Below are 15002 nucleotides of genomic sequence, written 5' to 3'. Positions count from 1 at the left end.
ATGTTGCGCTTATCCCGGCCGGCTCCGGCCGGCCGGGATAAGTTGGAGGGCAGGCGCAGGATCAGGGCGGAAGGGCGAGCATGAGCGAAGCAACAGCAGCACCGGCACCGCGGGGCGTGCAGATCGCACCACGGATATGGGTTTTCAGCAGCCCCGGCTTCCGGGTCAACACCGGGCTGGTGGTCGGCGACGAACGGGCCCTGCTCATCGACACCGGCAGCGGACCGCGGCAGGCCGCCGCCCTGCTCGCCGCAGGCCGTGAGGTCACCGACCTGCCGCTGACGGTGGTCAACACGCACGCCCATTTTGATCACTTCTTCGGCAACGGGTTCTTTGCCGCCGAAGCCGGCGTCGAGGATTTTTGGGCCACCTCTGCGGCTGCCGCGGAGATGGGCGGGCACGGCGAGGAGCAGCGCATCCACGTCGCTGACGCTGAACCGGAGATGGCCGCCGACGCCGGGCCGCACACCGCAGTCAGAGTGCCGAACCGGCTGGTGGAGGACGCCCCGGTGGACCTGGATCTCGGCGGTATCACCGCCACCCTGTTCCATCTGGGTCGCGGCCACACCGGACACGACCTGCTGGTCGGCGCCGCGGAGGTGCTGTTCACCGGAGACCTGGTCGAGGAAGGCGCCGATCCGGCGTTCGAGGACTCCTTCCCGAAGGAATGGATCCGCACCCTGGGCAAAGTGGTGGCCCTGGAGGACCTCTACACCGTGTTCGTTCCCGGACACGGTGCTCCGGTGGAACTGGATTTCGTCACCACGCAGATGAACAAGATGCGCACCGCGGTGACCGTGACCCGCAGCGCCATGGACCAGGCCTCCACTGACGTGACCAAGGCCGTGCCCCTCCTGCCCTACGGTCCGGTGCAGAGCCGGGCCCTTTTGAACCGTCTGCGGACCCTGGCGCAGTGGAAGTGGCTGCGGACCTGAGCTTCACGCGGTGAAAGCCGCTGCTACTCCCACCGGAAGAAGGCTGCGGAGAGGGTCACGCCGACGAGGGTGGTCACCGCCAGGCCGATCAGGGCTCCGGCGTCGGGAGCGGTACCCACCCAGGCGGCGCCCAGGGAACTGACCGCTGCTCCGAACGGCAGCCAGCCGCCGAGGTCGGCCAGCGGCCCGGGGAGGGCTCCGGGGCCGCCGAACATCCCGCCCAGCGCCCCAAGGGCGAAGAACAGCACCAGTCCGATGGCGACGGCGGAGTTCGGTGTGGGCGCGACAGCCGCCACCGTCATGCCGAGGCTGTACATTGCCGCGATCGTCAGGACGGCGACCCCCGCGGCCCAAGCCGGCCTGGCGGGCAGGTTCGCGCCGAAGGCGGCGACCGCGACGGTCAGCGCGGCCGCGATGCCGATGAGTGTCTGAACGACGCTGACCGCCGCCTGCGCCGCAAGCACCATCATCGGGGAGGCCGGGGTCACGGCCAGCCGGCGCAGGATGCCCGAGCGCCGGTAATACGCCAGGAACCCCGGCATGTTGAGGACCCCGATGCTGGAGACCACCATCACGAGCACCAGCGGGAGCACAAAAACCTCCAGGGCCGTCATGCCCTCGGCGATCTCCTGACCGGCCGCCCCGGTCGCGCTGGTGAGGAGGATCAGCAGGGGCAGCCCCAGCGGCACTATCAGTCCCGGGGCGTCCCTCACCACCATTCGCGCTTCGCAGCCGATGAGCATGAGCCATGCCCGGATTCCCGGGCGGCGCGCCTCGACCAAGGTGCTCATTCGGCTTCCTCCAGCTCTCTTCCGGTCAGGGTGACGAAGGCTTCGTCGAGGGTGTGCGCACCCGCCGACGCACGGAGGTCCGCCGGTGTGCCCTGTGCCCGGACCAGCCCGGCGTCCAGGATCGCCGCCCGGTCGCACAGCCGTTCCACTTCCTCCATGGCGTGGCTGACAAGCAGCACCGTCACGCCGTCCTGCTTCAGCTGCTCCACAGTTCGCCACATGCGGCGGCGCGCTCCCGGGTCGAGGCCGGTGGTGAGCTCGTCCAGGATCACGACGCGCGGTCGCCCGACGAGCGCGAGCGCGATGGAGAGGCGCTGCTGCTGGCCACCGGAAAGGTTCTCGAACCGGATCCGGTGCTGGTCCGTCAGCTCCACCAGTTCCAGCAACTCATCGCAGGCCCGTGGGTTGGGATAGAAGCTGCGGTACAGGTCCACCAGCTCACGCACCCTCAGCGCCCCGTGCAGGTAGGACTCCTGGAGCTGCACGCCCAGGACCTGTCGGAGCCGGTCCCGGTCCCGGCGGGGATCCAGGCCCAGCACTCTTACCCGGCCGTTGTTCGGGCGGCGCAGCCCGGCGACCATCTCGACCGTGGTGGTTTTTCCGGCCCCGTTGGCACCGAGGACGCCAAAGACCTCTCCTTCGAGGATCCGCAGGCTCACATCGGCAACCGCGGTCCTGCCCCGGTAGCTCTTGGCAAGGTGTTCGGCGAGCACCGCCGGTTCCGTCGTCGTCATGGTTCCATGCTGACCGCGGCGAATCCGCGGGGGCAGTGCCGATAGTCAGCCTTCACGGCCATGACCTTTGGCACGTGTGTCTGGGCCGCCCGCCTCCTAGGATGGGTGGATGCGACGGCTGGGGACTGAGGGGTGGGCGGGGCTGGCGATGCTCGTCATTGCCGTCGGGGTCGCCGCGCCCACCCTTTTCGGCGCGCTGGAGCCGGTGATCCCGCGGGCCTGGTGGGCCCTGCTGTTTGCCCTGTTCCTGGCCGCCCTGTTCATTTCCACGGCCGCCCGGGAGCGGTCCCCGCTGCAGTACGGGGCGTTCGCCGTCGCCGTGGCGGCGGCCTGGGCCGCAGTGCTTACGGCCCAGAGCACCGGGCTGCTGCTGATCCTGCTGGTCATTACCGCGGCCACCAGCGCCTACGTTGTGCCGCTGTGGCTGAGCGTGGTCCTGGTGGTCCTGAACACCGTCGTCGTTGCCCGGGTCAGCCTGCCGCTGGAGATCTACCGGACGGAAATGGCTGTCCTGGTCGGGTTCTACCTGCTGATCCAGCTGGCCACCCTGCTCAGCAGCACCACCTTGATCCGGGAACAGCAGATGCGCCGGGAACTTGGTGAGGCGCACGCCGAGCTGAAAGCAGCCGGAGTGCTGCTCGCAGAGTCCGCCCGCACCGCGGAGCGGCTGCGGATATCCCGGGAGCTCCATGACCTGATCGGCCATCAGCTCACCGTGCTGACCTTGGAGCTGGAGACCGCCCGGCACCTCGACGGTCCGGGCGCCGCCGTCCATCTGGACCGCGCCGACAGGACAGCCCGGGACCTGCTCCGCGACGTCCGCACCACGGTAGGCCGGCTGCGGAGCGCCCCGACGGACCTTGAGCGGGCGCTGCGGGAGATGACCGGTGATCTTCCCGGCCTGGGGGTCCGGGTCGACGTTTCCCCGGATGTCCGCCTCGGGGATGAGCACAGTGCCGCGTTCCTGCGGGCGGCGCAGGAGATCGTCACCAACACCCTCCGCCACGCCGACGCCGCGCAGCTGCACATCCAGGTCAGCGCTGCAGCGGACTCGGTCACCCTCCTGGCCCGCGACGACGGCGTCGGCGCTACGGAAGCGGTATTCGGCAACGGCCTGTCCGGACTGCGGGACCGGTTCACGGAACTCGGCGGCGACATAGCAGTCGACGGGAGTCGGGGATTCCAGGTCACGGCATGGATGCCGGCGCCGTGATCCGGGTAGTCATCGTGGACGACCAGGCCCTCATCCGGCAGGGCATTTCCGGGCTGCTGGCGGTGGCGGGGATCGAGGTCGTCGGCGAAGCCGCCGACGGTCAGGCCGGTGTCGATGTCATCGCCGGGGCGGCCCCCGACGTCGTGCTGCTCGACATGCGCATGCCCCGTTTCGACGGTATCTGGACGCTGCGCCGGCTGCAGGAGCTGGGCCTGGACGTGCCGGTGCTGGTACTGACCACCTTTGACGACGACGACCTCGTGCTCGACGCCTTGAAGGCAGGAGCGCGCGGCTACCTGCTGAAGGACGTCACCCTGGACCAGCTCACCGACGCCGTGCAGGTCCTCGCAGCCGGCGGCACGCTCGTCGCCCCGGCTGTCACCGACCGGCTGCTGCGCGGCGTGCGTTCCGGGGGATCCCTGCCCGAGCCGGGCCCTTCAGGCGGCGAGCTGACCGCACGGGAGCTCGAGGTCCTGCGCCTTGTCGCCTCCGGGTTCGGAAACCGGCAGATCGCGGACGCGTTGTTCCTCGCCGAGGGAACGGTAAAGAACCATGTTTCCGCAATCCTCGCCAAGCTGGGTGCCCGTGACCGCACCCACGCAGTCCTCCGGGCGCTGCAGGACGGACACCTGCGTTAGGCCGCGAGGGCTCGGGCGCAGGCCGGGAAGACCGGGGCGCTGGCCGGGAAGACCGGGGCGCAGACCGGGTGGGCCGCACCGTCCCCGGAGTAGGCTGAATCGGTGCCAACCGAACCCTTCAGCCTGAAGAGCATCGCCGTTCCCGCCTACGGGCCCACGCTGCTGTACGGGCTGGCCACCGGCGCCATCCTGCCGGTCATCGCCCTCACGGCCCGGGACCTGGGCGCCTCGGTGCCGCTGGCCGCACTGATCATCACGCTGACCGGCATCGGCTCGCTGGTAACCAACGTTCCCGCGACGGTGATCACCACCCGCTTCGGAGAGCGCGGGGCCCTGGTCGTCGCCGCAGCGTGGTGTGCGGCCGCCATGGCAACGGCGGCGACCGTGCCGCTGCTCGGAGTCTTCGCCCTGTCGGTGTTCATGGTGGGGATGGCCGGTTCGGTATTCGGCCTGGCCCGGCAGAGCTACCTCACCGAGGCAGTGCCGCTGCACATGCGGGCCAGGGCTCTCTCCACGCTCGGCGGGGTGAACCGGATCGGCGTCTTTGCCGGGCCTTTCATCTCGGCCGGCGCCATGCACTTCCTGGGAACCCCGGGCGCGTATTGGACCGGCGCCGTCGCGGCCCTGGGCGCCGGGCTGCTGAGCCTGAAGGTCCCGCCCGTCACGGCCCACCCGGTGCGGCGGGGGCCTGAGCCGTCATCGACCAGGTCCTCGTCCTCCGCCGCGTCGCCCGCCGCCGCGTCGCCCGCCGCCTCGTCGCCCGCCGCCTCGTCGCCCGGCGGATCCCGGCCCTCCGCCGCGTCGTCCTCCGCGCCGGCCTCGTCCGCATCGGCTCTGACAGGGCCGTCGCCGGCAGCGTCATCGCCCGCCTGGAAGCCAGGCGGGGACCGGGCTGCCGACGGTACCGAAGCGGGCGCCGTCGGGCTTCACGACGCTGCGTTGCCGCCCACGGTCCGGCGGATCCTGCGCAGCCACGCCCGGATCTTCCGCACCGTGGGGGTGGGCGTACTGCTGATCGCCGCGGTCCGGGCCACCCGTCAGGCCGTGATTCCGCTCTGGGCCCAGCACCTCGGCCTGGACCCCACGGCCACGAGCCTGATCTACGGGCTGTCCGGGGCCATCGACATGCTCATTTTCTACCCGGCCGGCAAGGTGATGGACCGGTTCGGCCGGCGGTGGATCGCCGTTCCCTGCATGCTCACGATGGGTGCCGGCCTGGCCCTGCTGCCGCTGACCTCCACGCCGGGGCAGCTCCTCGCCGTCGCCATGCTGATCGGGTTCGGCAACGGCATCGGCTCCGGAATCGTGATGACGTTGGGTGCGGACTTTTCGCCGTCGCCCGGCCGCCCGCAGTTCCTGGGCATCTGGCGGCTGCTGGCCGACCTCGGCACCATGGGCGGGCCGGCGCTGCTGTCAGGAGTGACGGCGCTGGCTGCGCTTCCGGCCGGTATCGCCGCGACGGCGGTACTGGGTTTCCTCGGCGCCGCAGCGCTGTGGGCCTGGGTGCCGAAGCGGCCCAAGGAGGAGCCGCTTCCGCTCCGCCCGGCGGCCTGACAGCGGGACCGACGTGACCCCCTGACTGCAACTGAGACGCGCGCCGTCGGGGGAAGCGGGGCCGGCTCCGGTCCTAGTCTCCGGTCTGCTGGTTGAACAGTGCGATCGCCAGGGCCCAGAGAACGTACCCGACTCCGATGATCAGTGTCAGCCCCCACCAGAAGTAGGGCAGCAGGGGATCGGCCGCCGTGGAGGCAGGGGCCAGGAACCGTGCGTACAGATAGGAGCCCGCGCAGGCGACCAGCGACAGCAGTCCGGCGAACCAGCTGAGCAGCCCCCAGGCGCCGCTGCCGTGCCGCCGTCCCTGCCACCGGTTCCATTCCGGCTGCAGGCGCATCATTGCCAGCCCGCCCAGCAGGGTCCATGCGGCGACCACCAGGAAGGACGCAACGACATCGGCCGGGCGGTGCCACAGATTCACCACGGTCGCGGCGCCGGCCAGCACGGCATAGGTGCCGCCGATGAACGCTGCGGCCGGGCGCCAGCGCGGGGTGGCCAGCAGGAAGACGACGGCCGCGGCCGAGGCAGCCAGGGTGGTGTGCCCGCTGGGCAGGGAATTGAAGTCCAGGGTGACGACGCCGCGGTCCGGACGGTCAAGCAGCAGGCGCTTGAGCACCTGGGTGGTCACGTTGGCGCCGGCGAAGGTGATGAACGCGATGAGCGCCGGGACCAGGGACCGCCGGTAGATGGACACGGCGAGCATCACTATGCCGGCCAGGAACACCGAGATCAGCGGCAGGCTGTCCAGGAATTCCAGGATCGGCAGCCGCTGCGGGGAGACCAGCAGTTCGGCTTCCTTGAAGGCGGACTCGTCCAGCAGCTGCCCCGTGGTGGTGCGGACAAACGCCCAGTAGGTCAGCGCCAGCGCCGCAGCGCACCACAGCGCGGTGAAGATGAAGAGCGCCGGGTTGTGGGCGGGCCGCCGGGCGGATGTGCCCCGGTTGTTCAACAGATTGCGTGTGTCCATTGCTTCCAGCGTAGGGACTGCGGCAGGGGTGGTGCGGTGCCGGGCGCCGCAGTACCCGCCCCGCAATGAACCAACAGGATACTAAACGTCGCTGGAATAACCGGGAGCGTAGGCTGGCAGCGTGCCTGACTACACCCTGCCCGACCTTGACGACCTGACCTGGCGCGCCCGCGTGGTGTCCCTGCCCATGCGGGTGAAGTTCCGGGGTGTGCTGCACCGTGAGGCGCTGCTGCTGCAGGGCCCGGCGGGATGGGGCGAGTTTGCGCCCTTCCCGGAATACGGCGACGACGAAGCGGCCGCCTGGCTGGCCTCGGCCCTGGAAGCCGGATGGCACGGCTACCCGGAACCGGTCCGCCGCAGCATTCCGGTCAACGCGACCGTTCCCGCCGTCGGTCCGGAGCACGTCGAAGAGGTGCTGAGCCGGTTCGGCGCCGTGTCCGCGGTCAAGGTGAAGGTCGCCGAGCGGGGCCAGGACTTGGCCCAGGACCTCGCGCGGGTGGCCGAGGTGCGCCGGCTGCTGCCCGATGCCGCGGTTCGGGTGGACGCCAACGGCGGCTGGGACGTGCCTGCCGCCGTCGAGGCCCTGACGGCGCTCGCCGACGCCGGCCTTGAATACGCCGAGCAGCCCGTACCCGACATCGCCGGCCTCCGCGAGGTGCGGATGGAACTGATTCGCCGCGGCATCACCGTGGCAGTGGCTGCCGACGAGAGCGTCCGCAGGGAGTCCGACCCGCTGCAGGTGGCGCGGGAGGACGCTGCGGACCTGATCGTGGTCAAGGCCGCACCGCTGGGCGGGGTCCGGCGGGCGCTGCGGATCGTCGCCGAGGCTGGGCTGCCCGCCGTCGTCTCCAGCGCCCTGGACACCTCGGTGGGCATCCGGACCGGCGTCGCCCTCGCCGCGTCGCTGCCGCAGCTGCCGCATGCCTGCGGGCTGGGCACTGTGTCGCTGATGGCCGCCGACGTCACCTCCGATTCCCTGGTGCCCGACGGCGGGGCGCTCGCCGTGCGCCCGGTCGCCGTTGACGAGGAGCTGCTGGAACGCCACGCCGCACCGGTAGAGCGCACCCGCTGGTGGCTGGAACGGTTGGAACGGGTCCACGGGGTGCTGGCTGCGCGGCAGGAGTCCGACGCCGGCTGAGCCGCCTGCGGGGCGTTTTCCGGGCGGTCTTGACGCGGCCGATTCGAGTTACGGACCCTGTTGGCAGGGGCTGGCCCGTTCATCGACATCCGTAACAGGAACCCGGCCATGAAAACGACCTATACGCTGGCAGCGGTTACCGCAGGCGCCTGTCTTGGCCTGGCTGCGTGCACCGGAGGCGGTGGCACCACGGCGGAACCAACGGCAGCGACGCCGACGGCCTCGCAACAGCAGTCCACCTCAGCAGCTACGTCGTCCGGACAGTCCGGTTCTCCGTCGGCGCCGACCACCGGCCGGCAGACGGGCAATCCGTCGGAGACTCCCGCTTCACCTCCAGGCCCGTCGCCGTCCACTCCGGCAGCCGTTCCGTCGACTCCCGTTCCGTCTGCCACGCCGTCCGACTCGGTACCCTCCGGTCCGGTGACGCCGCAGCCGACCTACCGGTCCCCGACCGAGATGACGCCGGAAGAGGCCCTGGACGCTGTGCTGCGCGGCCGGATCAGCCTCGATGAGTACTGTTCCCGGGACACATTCGCCTCCTCCGGAGACACCCAGATGTGTTACTACTACAACAATCCCGAGATCCTGGAGCCCCCGGAAACGTATCCTCCGCCGGACTACCCCGATGTCTTCGACTCGTGGCGGGAAAGTCCCACGAGGTACCTGTTTACCTACGATGAGGCCTACGCCGCCTGGCAGTCAGGCATGCCGTACTACCTTGCGTTCTGCCTGAACTACATTCCCGTCACCTCAGGCGGGGTTTCACAGTGTGAAGGAATCGAGGCAGGAACCGTTGACGCCGTCACCGGAGAGTACGTCGGGCCCTAGGGACACCTGCACAGGGTCCGACATGCCCAGGTGAATTGGTCCTCCCGCAGTGCAGCCCCGGCCCGCTTAGCCTGCCGCCCTCCGTTACGTCCTGGACCCGGCCCACGGACCGGCTGGGGAGGCCCCAAGTCCCTGGGATCCCGACGTCGTGACCGCGGACCTGTGTGCCTCAATTCACTTTCCGTTCACCCTGCGGCGGCTCTCCCGTCATTTTGGCTTGCCACGTTGGAGGAGCTCCGGGTCTTTCCCTGCGGCGGCTTTCTCCCCGCCGCAGGGACGCATCCTGCCCCGGTGCCTCCCGTGGACGGAAGGACCTGCCCGTGACCAACCTGCTGAAACTGCTGCCCGCCCCGCACGCCCGCGGCAAGCGCAGCCCCGTGACCTGCCGGCTGAAGTGCGACGACGCGTGCACCAAGGCGGTGTGCAACACCTCGTCGAACGGCTACTTCCGCGACATCGCCTCGGCGGAGTTCTCCCGCCGGGCCGCGCTGGGTGCCGGGGCAGCGGGCGCGCTGAGCGCAGCGGTGGTGCTGCTGGGCGCCGCGCAGCCTGCCGCCGCAGGACCGGCCCCGGCCCACGGTCCCGGCCGGCCCGGCCACGGCGGCCGCGGCAGGCTGCCCTTCAGCCCCATCGCCCCGGTGGACGCCGCTTCCGACACCTTCGATGTGCCCGGCGGCTACAGATGGGAACCAATCCTGCGCTGGGGTGATCCGCTGTTCGACGATTCCCCGGAGTTCGACTTCGCGGCCCAGACCGCGGCGGCCCAGGCCCGCCAGTTCGGCTACAACAACGACTACCTCGACATCCTGCGCGCCCGGGACGGACGCAGCGCCGTCCTGGTCTGCAACCACGAGTACGTGAACCCGCAGATCATGTTCCCGGCCGCACCGGCATCCGCCGCGGAGGAACGCGAGCGGCGCGCGATCTTCCGCAACGCCGTCGGGCTCTCCGTCGTCGAACTGAGCCGCCGACGGCGCGGCGCGCCTTGGGACTACGTGCGCGGGGCGCGCCGGAACCGCCGCATCACCATGGACACCGTCTTTGAACTCACCGGCCCGCTGGCCGGCACGGACCTGGTGCGCACGAAGGAGGACCCGGAGGGCCGCTGGGTGCGCGGCACGCTGGGCAACTGCGCCGGCGGCACGACACCGTGGGGCACGATCCTCTCCGGCGAGGAGAACTTCCACGGCTTCTTCCGGGCACAGGGCACGACGGCGGAGGAACGCCGCTACGGGCTGGCCGACAAGGCCACCGCCATGGGCTGGGAGCAGGACGACCCGCGCTTCGACGCCCGCAGCGAGGAGTACCGCAACGAACCGAACCGCTTCGGCTACATCGTGGAGATCGACCCGGAGGATCGCGGGTCGGTGCCGGTGAAGCACACCAGCCTGGGACGCTTCAAGCATGAGGGCGCGAACGTCACCATTGCCCGTGACGGCCGGGTGGTCGCCTACTCGGGCGACGACGAGCGGTTCGACTACCTCTACAAGTTCGTCTCCCGCCACCGGTACCGGAAGAACGACCGGCGGCACAACATGCGCCTGCTGGCCGAAGGCAACCTGTACGTTGCCCGGTTCCGCGGCAGCTCCGAGGGCGAGATCGACGGGTCGGGGACGGTGCCGGCCGACGGCGGGTTCGACGGTACGGGGCGGTGGCTGCCCCTGGTCGTGGACGGGCGCAGCGCCGTGCCCGGCATGGATGTGCCCCAGGTGCTGGCCTACACCCGCCTGGCCGCAGACCGCGCCGGAGCGACCAAGATGGACCGCTGCGAGGACGTGGAACCGAACCCCGCCACGGGCCGGGTGTATGTGGCGTGCACCAACAACTCCAACCGTGGCGTCCCCGGGCAGCCCGGGCCGGACGAAGCCAACCCGCGCTCGCAGAACCGCGACGGACACATCGTCGAGCTCATTGAGCACCGCGGCGACGCGACGGCGGAAAGGTTCACCTGGAACCTGCTGATGCTGTGCGGGGACCCGGCCCGCGGGGGAGCGACCTACTTCTCCGGATACCCGGCGGAGAAGGTCAGCCCCATCTCCTGCCCGGACAACCTCGCCTTCGACACCCAAGGCAACCTCTGGGTCTCCACCGACGGTGCTCCCGGCGGCATCGGATACAACGACGGCCTGTTCAAGGTGGGCCTCGACGGCCGGAACCGGGGGAAAGTGGAACAGTTCCTTTCCGTGCCGCGGGAGGCCGAAACCTGCGGCCCCGTGATCCATGATGACGAGGACATGGTCTTCGTCGCAGTGCAGCACCCGGGCGAAGACGGCAGCTACGGGCAGCCGCACTCGCTCTTCCCCGACTACGTGGGCACAGGAGGAACGCGAACCCGCCCCGGCCGGCCGACGTCGGACGCAGTGGCCGCGCCGCGGCCTTCCGTGGTGCAGGTCTACCGGGAGGACCAGAATCAGGGCCGCGGCGGAGGCGGAGGCTCGAAGGGACGGTGAAACCCAGGGGCGGCGGTGAAACCCAGGGGCCGGGAAACCCAGGGGCACTCAGGGGCGGGGTCGGGCGGGCCATCGTGCCCGCGGCCGGCGGCGCTGCACGGAAGCGGGCCGCGGGTGCTGATCAGCGGCCTTGGGGACGCACCCCGGCACCGTCGACTGGCCGGGAGGCGGGGGCAGGTTCGTAGGATAAGGGAATGACCGGCCCCCTCACCTCCCTGCAGTCCGCCCGCTCCGCCGTCGCCGCCCTTGCGGCCGGAGGCGTGCAGGACGTCGTCCTCGCGCCCGGGTCCCGGAGCGCCCCGCTGGCCTACGCCCTGGCGGAGGCGGAGCTGCAGCACCGGATCCGCGTGCACGTGCGGATCGACGAGCGCGCCGCCGGGTTCCTGGCCCTCGGCCTGGCCCGGGGCGGGCACCGGCCTGCAGCGGTGGTGACCACCTCCGGCACCGCCGTCGGGGAACTGGTGCCGGCTGTGATGGAGGCGCATCACGCAGCGGTTCCATTGGTGGTCCTGTCGGCGGACCGGCCGACGGAACTGCACGGCACCGGCGCCAACCAGACCACCGTGCAGCCCGGACTGTTCTCCGGCTTCCCCGTGGCGGAGGCCAACGTGGAAGCCGGGGAGGATCCGGCCGGCGCCATCGCCGAGGCCTTTGCGGCCCCCTCCGGCGGGGCCGCGGGCCCGATCCACATCAACCTGCAGTTCCGGGATCCGCTGGTCCCGGGCCTCGATGACGCGCTGGGGCTGGAGCCGGGCGTGGGTCCGGCCGCCGTGGGCACAGTTCCCGAGCCCGAGGAGGACGAGCGCGTCCGCGTTCCGGCGGAGCCGGGAGCCGCCCGCACGGTGGTGATCGCGGGCGACGGCGCCGGTGAGATCGCCGCGCTGTTCGCCCGGCGTGCCGGGTTGCCCCTGCTGGCCGAACCGTCGTCGAACGCCCGGTTCGGCCCGAACGCCGTCGTTGCCTACCGGCTGCTGCTTGAGCAGCTGGGGCCGCGGATCCAGCGCGTGGTCGTGTTCGGACGGCCCACGCTGTCCCGGCCCGTGGCCGCTCTGCTGGCCCGCAGGGACGTGCAGCGGGCCATCTACCTGCCCCGGCCGGTCAACTGGTTCCGGCCGGGACGCCGGCAGGAAGTAGTCATCACGGACCTGGCTGCCCTGTTCGCCTTCTCCGGGACGGGCAGCGCGGCGTGGCTGAAGCTGTGGCAGGACGCCTCAGCGGTAGCGCAGCGGGCCCTGCAGGCCGTCCTGGACCGCGAGCCGGGCCTCACCGGGCTGCGGGTGGCCCAGCTGGTGTGGGAACACACCGACGGCAACCTGGTGGTCGGCTCCTCGAACCCGGTCCGCGACCTTGACCTGATCGCCGCTCCGGCCCGGCATCCGCTGGACGTCTATGCCAACCGCGGCCTGGCGGGAATCGACGGGATGATCTCCACGGCGTCCGGCGTGGCCCTGGCCAACGGCATCCCGACCCGCCTGCTGGCCGGAGACCTGACCTTCCTGCACGACGCCGGCGGGCTGCTGGTGCCGCGCACCGAAACCGAACCGGACCTGCAGGTGGTGGTGCTCAACGACACCGGCGGCGGTATCTTCTCCGTGCTGGAGCACGGAGCCCTGGGCGAACAACCTGAATACGCGGAACTGGTGGAGCGGTTCTTCGGCACCCCGCACGACGCCGACCTGGCGGCACTGGCCGCCGGGTACGGCGCCCGCCACCAGCTGGTCACGAGCGACGCCGAGCTCGACGCCGCGCTGGCCGCGCCGTTCAGCGGCCGGTCGGTGCTCGAGGTTCCGGTCCAGCGGCACGGGCTGCGGCGGCTGCATGCGGCGGTCCGGGATGCGGTGCAGGGGGCGCTCGACGTCGGCTGACCGCCGAGCTTCCCGGAAGGGCGCTCGACACCGGCTGGCCGCCGGGCTTCCCGGAGGGGCGCCGGCCGCTTGGCCCGGCAGAGCAGATATCTTCACCCGGCAGAGCAGATATGCAGCGGCCCCCGCAGGCGATGCCTGCGGGGGCCGCTGCATATATCCGGGGGCCGGGATCCTGGCAGGACCCCGCGGCCGGCGCGTCCTAAAGCACCTTGGACAGGAAGGCCCGGGTCCGTTCGTGCTGCGGGTTGCCCAGCACGTCTTCGGGGCGGCCCTGCTCGACCACTACGCCGCCGTCCATGAAGACGACGCGGTCGCCCACTTCACGGGCGAAGCCCATCTCGTGGGTCACGACCATCATGGTCATGCCCTCTTCTGCCAGCTGGCGCATGACGCCGAGGACGTCGCCGACCAGCTCGGGATCGAGGGCGCTGGTGGGCTCGTCGAAGAGCATCATGTCCGGGTCCATGGACAGGGCGCGGGCGATCGCCACGCGCTGCTGCTGGCCGCCGGAGAGCTGCGAGGGGAAGGCCTCCGCCCGGTCCCGCAGGCCGACCTTCTCCAGGTTGCGCAGTGCGGTGTCGCGGGCCTCGGCTTTGCCGCGCTTCTTGGCCCGCCGCTGGGCGAGCATCAGGTTGCTCAGCACGTTCAGGTGCGGGAAGAGGTTGAACTGCTGGAACACCATCCCGATCCGGGTGCGCACCTTGTCCAGGTCCGTGTCGGGGTCCGTGATGTCGGTGCCCTCGACCAGGATGGTGCCGCTGGTGGGCTCCTCCAGCCGGTTCACGCAGCGCAGCAGGGTGGACTTGCCGCTGCCGGACGGGCCGATGACGCAGACCACTTCACCCTGGTCGACGTGGAAGTCGATGCCTTTGAGCACCTCGTTGCTGCCGAAGCTCTTGTGGAGGTTTTGGACCTGGATGGCGGGCGTGCCGGCGGTCTTCTCAGTATGTGCGGCCATGATCCTACCGGCCTCTCTGGTTGTGTCGTTCAAGCTTGGCCACCAGCTGGGTCAGCGGAAGGGTGATCACCAGGTACATGAGCGCGGCGATGACCAGCGGAGTGGCGTTGGCATTCATCGTGACCGAGTCGCGGGCGAAGGTGGTCAGCTCGCGGTCCTGCATGGCCATGCCCGCAATGAACAGCAGCGAGGTGTCCTTGATGAGGATCACCAGCTCGTTGGTCAGCGGCGGGGTGATGATCCGGAAGGCCTGGGGCAGCACCACGGACACCATGGTCCACGACGGGCTCATGCCCAGGGAACGGGCGGCTTCAACCTGTCCCGGCGGGACGGCCTGGATGCCGGCGCGGATGGTCTCGGCGATGTAGGCCGCGGACACGACGATGAGCGCCATCAGGCCCAGGGTGGTGCTGCCGCCCGGCGGGCGCCAGCCGAACGCGATCGGTACGGCGAACGCGAAACCGAAGATCACCAGCAGCGCCGGCAGGCCGCGGAACAGCTCGATGTAGGCGGTGGCGGCCCATCGGTACGGGGCCACGGGAGAAAGCTTCATCAGGGCCAGGATCAGGCCCAGCAGCAGGCCGCCCGCAAAGGCGATCAGCGTGTAGATGACGGTGTTCTTCGCCGCGACGGTGATGATCTGCGGGAAGGCCTCACGGGCCACTTCGGGGTCAAAGAAGTTGACGCCGATCTTCTCCCAGTCGGCCAGGAACACCACGGCGGCTACGGCCGCGACGAAGATCGCGTACAGGATGCCCCGGAACAGGCGTCTGCGGGTTGAGGGTTTCACTGGGACCTTTCGGTCTGGTCAGGCGGCGCCGGATGGGTGGGGCGGCCGGCTTCTGTCGGTCGGTTCATACGCGCTGTCCGGCGGCGGCGGTGGCCCCGCCGGATGCCGGCTGCCGAATGGCTGCGGCCCAACGCGCGGGCG

Annotated in this window: 13 protein-coding genes; 8 read left to right on the top strand and 5 right to left on the bottom strand. The window is 70.6% G+C overall.

Annotated features, from left to right (window positions below; all coding sequences use genetic code 11):
* Window positions 1–80 precede the first annotated feature (80 nt).
* Window positions 81–935 carry an MBL fold metallo-hydrolase gene (locus AC5RUW_RS12635; RefSeq protein ID WP_494161014.1) on the top strand — a complete coding sequence of 285 codons (855 nt, stop codon included), beginning with the start codon at window positions 81–83 and terminating at the stop codon, window positions 933–935.
* Window positions 936–958: 23 nt separating this feature from the next.
* Here the strand turns inward: AC5RUW_RS12635 and AC5RUW_RS12630 are convergent, their stop codons facing one another.
* Both AC5RUW_RS12630 and AC5RUW_RS12625 read right to left on the bottom strand, forming a co-directional pair.
* Window positions 959–1726 carry an ABC transporter permease gene (locus AC5RUW_RS12630; RefSeq protein ID WP_494161013.1) on the bottom strand — a complete coding sequence of 256 codons (768 nt, stop codon included), beginning with the start codon at window positions 1724–1726 and terminating at the stop codon, window positions 959–961.
* The gene (locus AC5RUW_RS12625) at window positions 1723–2460 is read right to left on the bottom strand and encodes an ABC transporter ATP-binding protein (protein WP_494161012.1); all 738 of its coding nucleotides are present in this window, start codon (window positions 2458–2460) and stop codon (window positions 1723–1725) included. Before AC5RUW_RS12625 ends, AC5RUW_RS12630 begins: the two co-directional genes overlap by 4 nt.
* A gap of 109 nt (window positions 2461–2569) precedes the next feature.
* On the opposite strand from AC5RUW_RS12625, the gene AC5RUW_RS12620 reads away from it, so the two are divergent.
* The 3 genes from AC5RUW_RS12620 (at window position 2570) to AC5RUW_RS12610 (ending at window position 5865) form a co-directional block, all read left to right on the top strand.
* On the top strand, window positions 2570–3673 hold the full coding sequence (locus tag AC5RUW_RS12620) for a sensor histidine kinase (RefSeq protein ID WP_494161011.1): 1104 nt from the start codon (window positions 2570–2572) through the stop codon (window positions 3671–3673).
* Window positions 3655–4311: a response regulator gene (locus AC5RUW_RS12615; RefSeq protein ID WP_494161010.1), complete on the top strand. Its 657-nt coding sequence runs from the start codon at window positions 3655–3657 to the stop codon at window positions 4309–4311. The genes AC5RUW_RS12620 and AC5RUW_RS12615 overlap by 19 nt, the downstream gene beginning before the upstream one ends.
* A gap of 102 nt (window positions 4312–4413) precedes the next feature.
* Entirely contained in the window at window positions 4414–5865 is a 1452-nt protein-coding gene (locus AC5RUW_RS12610) for an MFS transporter (protein ID WP_494161009.1), read from the top strand.
* A 73-nt stretch (window positions 5866–5938) separates the two neighbouring features.
* Here AC5RUW_RS12610 and AC5RUW_RS12605 read toward each other — a convergent pair whose 3' ends face one another.
* A complete protein-coding gene (locus tag AC5RUW_RS12605; protein ID WP_494161008.1) occupies window positions 5939–6832 on the bottom strand; it encodes a phosphatase PAP2 family protein in 894 nt (297 codons plus the stop codon).
* 121 nt (window positions 6833–6953) lie between these two features.
* On the opposite strand from AC5RUW_RS12605, the gene AC5RUW_RS12600 reads away from it, so the two are divergent.
* From AC5RUW_RS12600 to menD, 4 genes are all read left to right on the top strand, one after another.
* Window positions 6954–7970 (top strand): o-succinylbenzoate synthase, encoded by a 1017-nt coding sequence (locus AC5RUW_RS12600; protein WP_494161007.1) that lies wholly within the window; start codon window positions 6954–6956, stop codon window positions 7968–7970.
* 420 nt (window positions 7971–8390) lie between these two features.
* On the top strand, window positions 8391–8798 hold the full coding sequence (locus tag AC5RUW_RS12595; protein WP_494161006.1) for a hypothetical protein: 408 nt from the start codon (window positions 8391–8393) through the stop codon (window positions 8796–8798).
* Between the two features lie 320 nt (window positions 8799–9118).
* Window positions 9119–11248 carry a PhoX family protein gene (locus tag AC5RUW_RS12590; protein ID WP_494161005.1) on the top strand — a complete coding sequence of 710 codons (2130 nt, stop codon included), beginning with the start codon at window positions 9119–9121 and terminating at the stop codon, window positions 11246–11248.
* Between the two features lie 194 nt (window positions 11249–11442).
* Window positions 11443–13113 (top strand): 2-succinyl-5-enolpyruvyl-6-hydroxy-3-cyclohexene-1-carboxylic-acid synthase, encoded by a 1671-nt coding sequence (menD, locus tag AC5RUW_RS12585; RefSeq protein WP_494161004.1) that lies wholly within the window; start codon window positions 11443–11445, stop codon window positions 13111–13113.
* Window positions 13114–13312: 199 nt separating this feature from the next.
* Here the strand turns inward: menD and AC5RUW_RS12580 are convergent, their stop codons facing one another.
* Entirely contained in the window at window positions 13313–14071 is a 759-nt protein-coding gene (locus AC5RUW_RS12580; RefSeq protein WP_494161003.1) for an amino acid ABC transporter ATP-binding protein, read from the bottom strand.
* 4 nt (window positions 14072–14075) lie between these two features.
* Complete coding sequence (locus AC5RUW_RS12575; RefSeq protein WP_494161002.1) at window positions 14076–14861, bottom strand: amino acid ABC transporter permease; 786 nt, start codon at window positions 14859–14861, stop codon at window positions 14076–14078.
* Window positions 14862–15002: the final 141 nt, after the last annotated feature.

The organism is Arthrobacter sp. Y3222053, from assembly GCF_059092805.1.
Note: the sequence above shows the minus strand (reverse complement) of the source record. Positions and strands in the feature narration are given on the sequence as shown.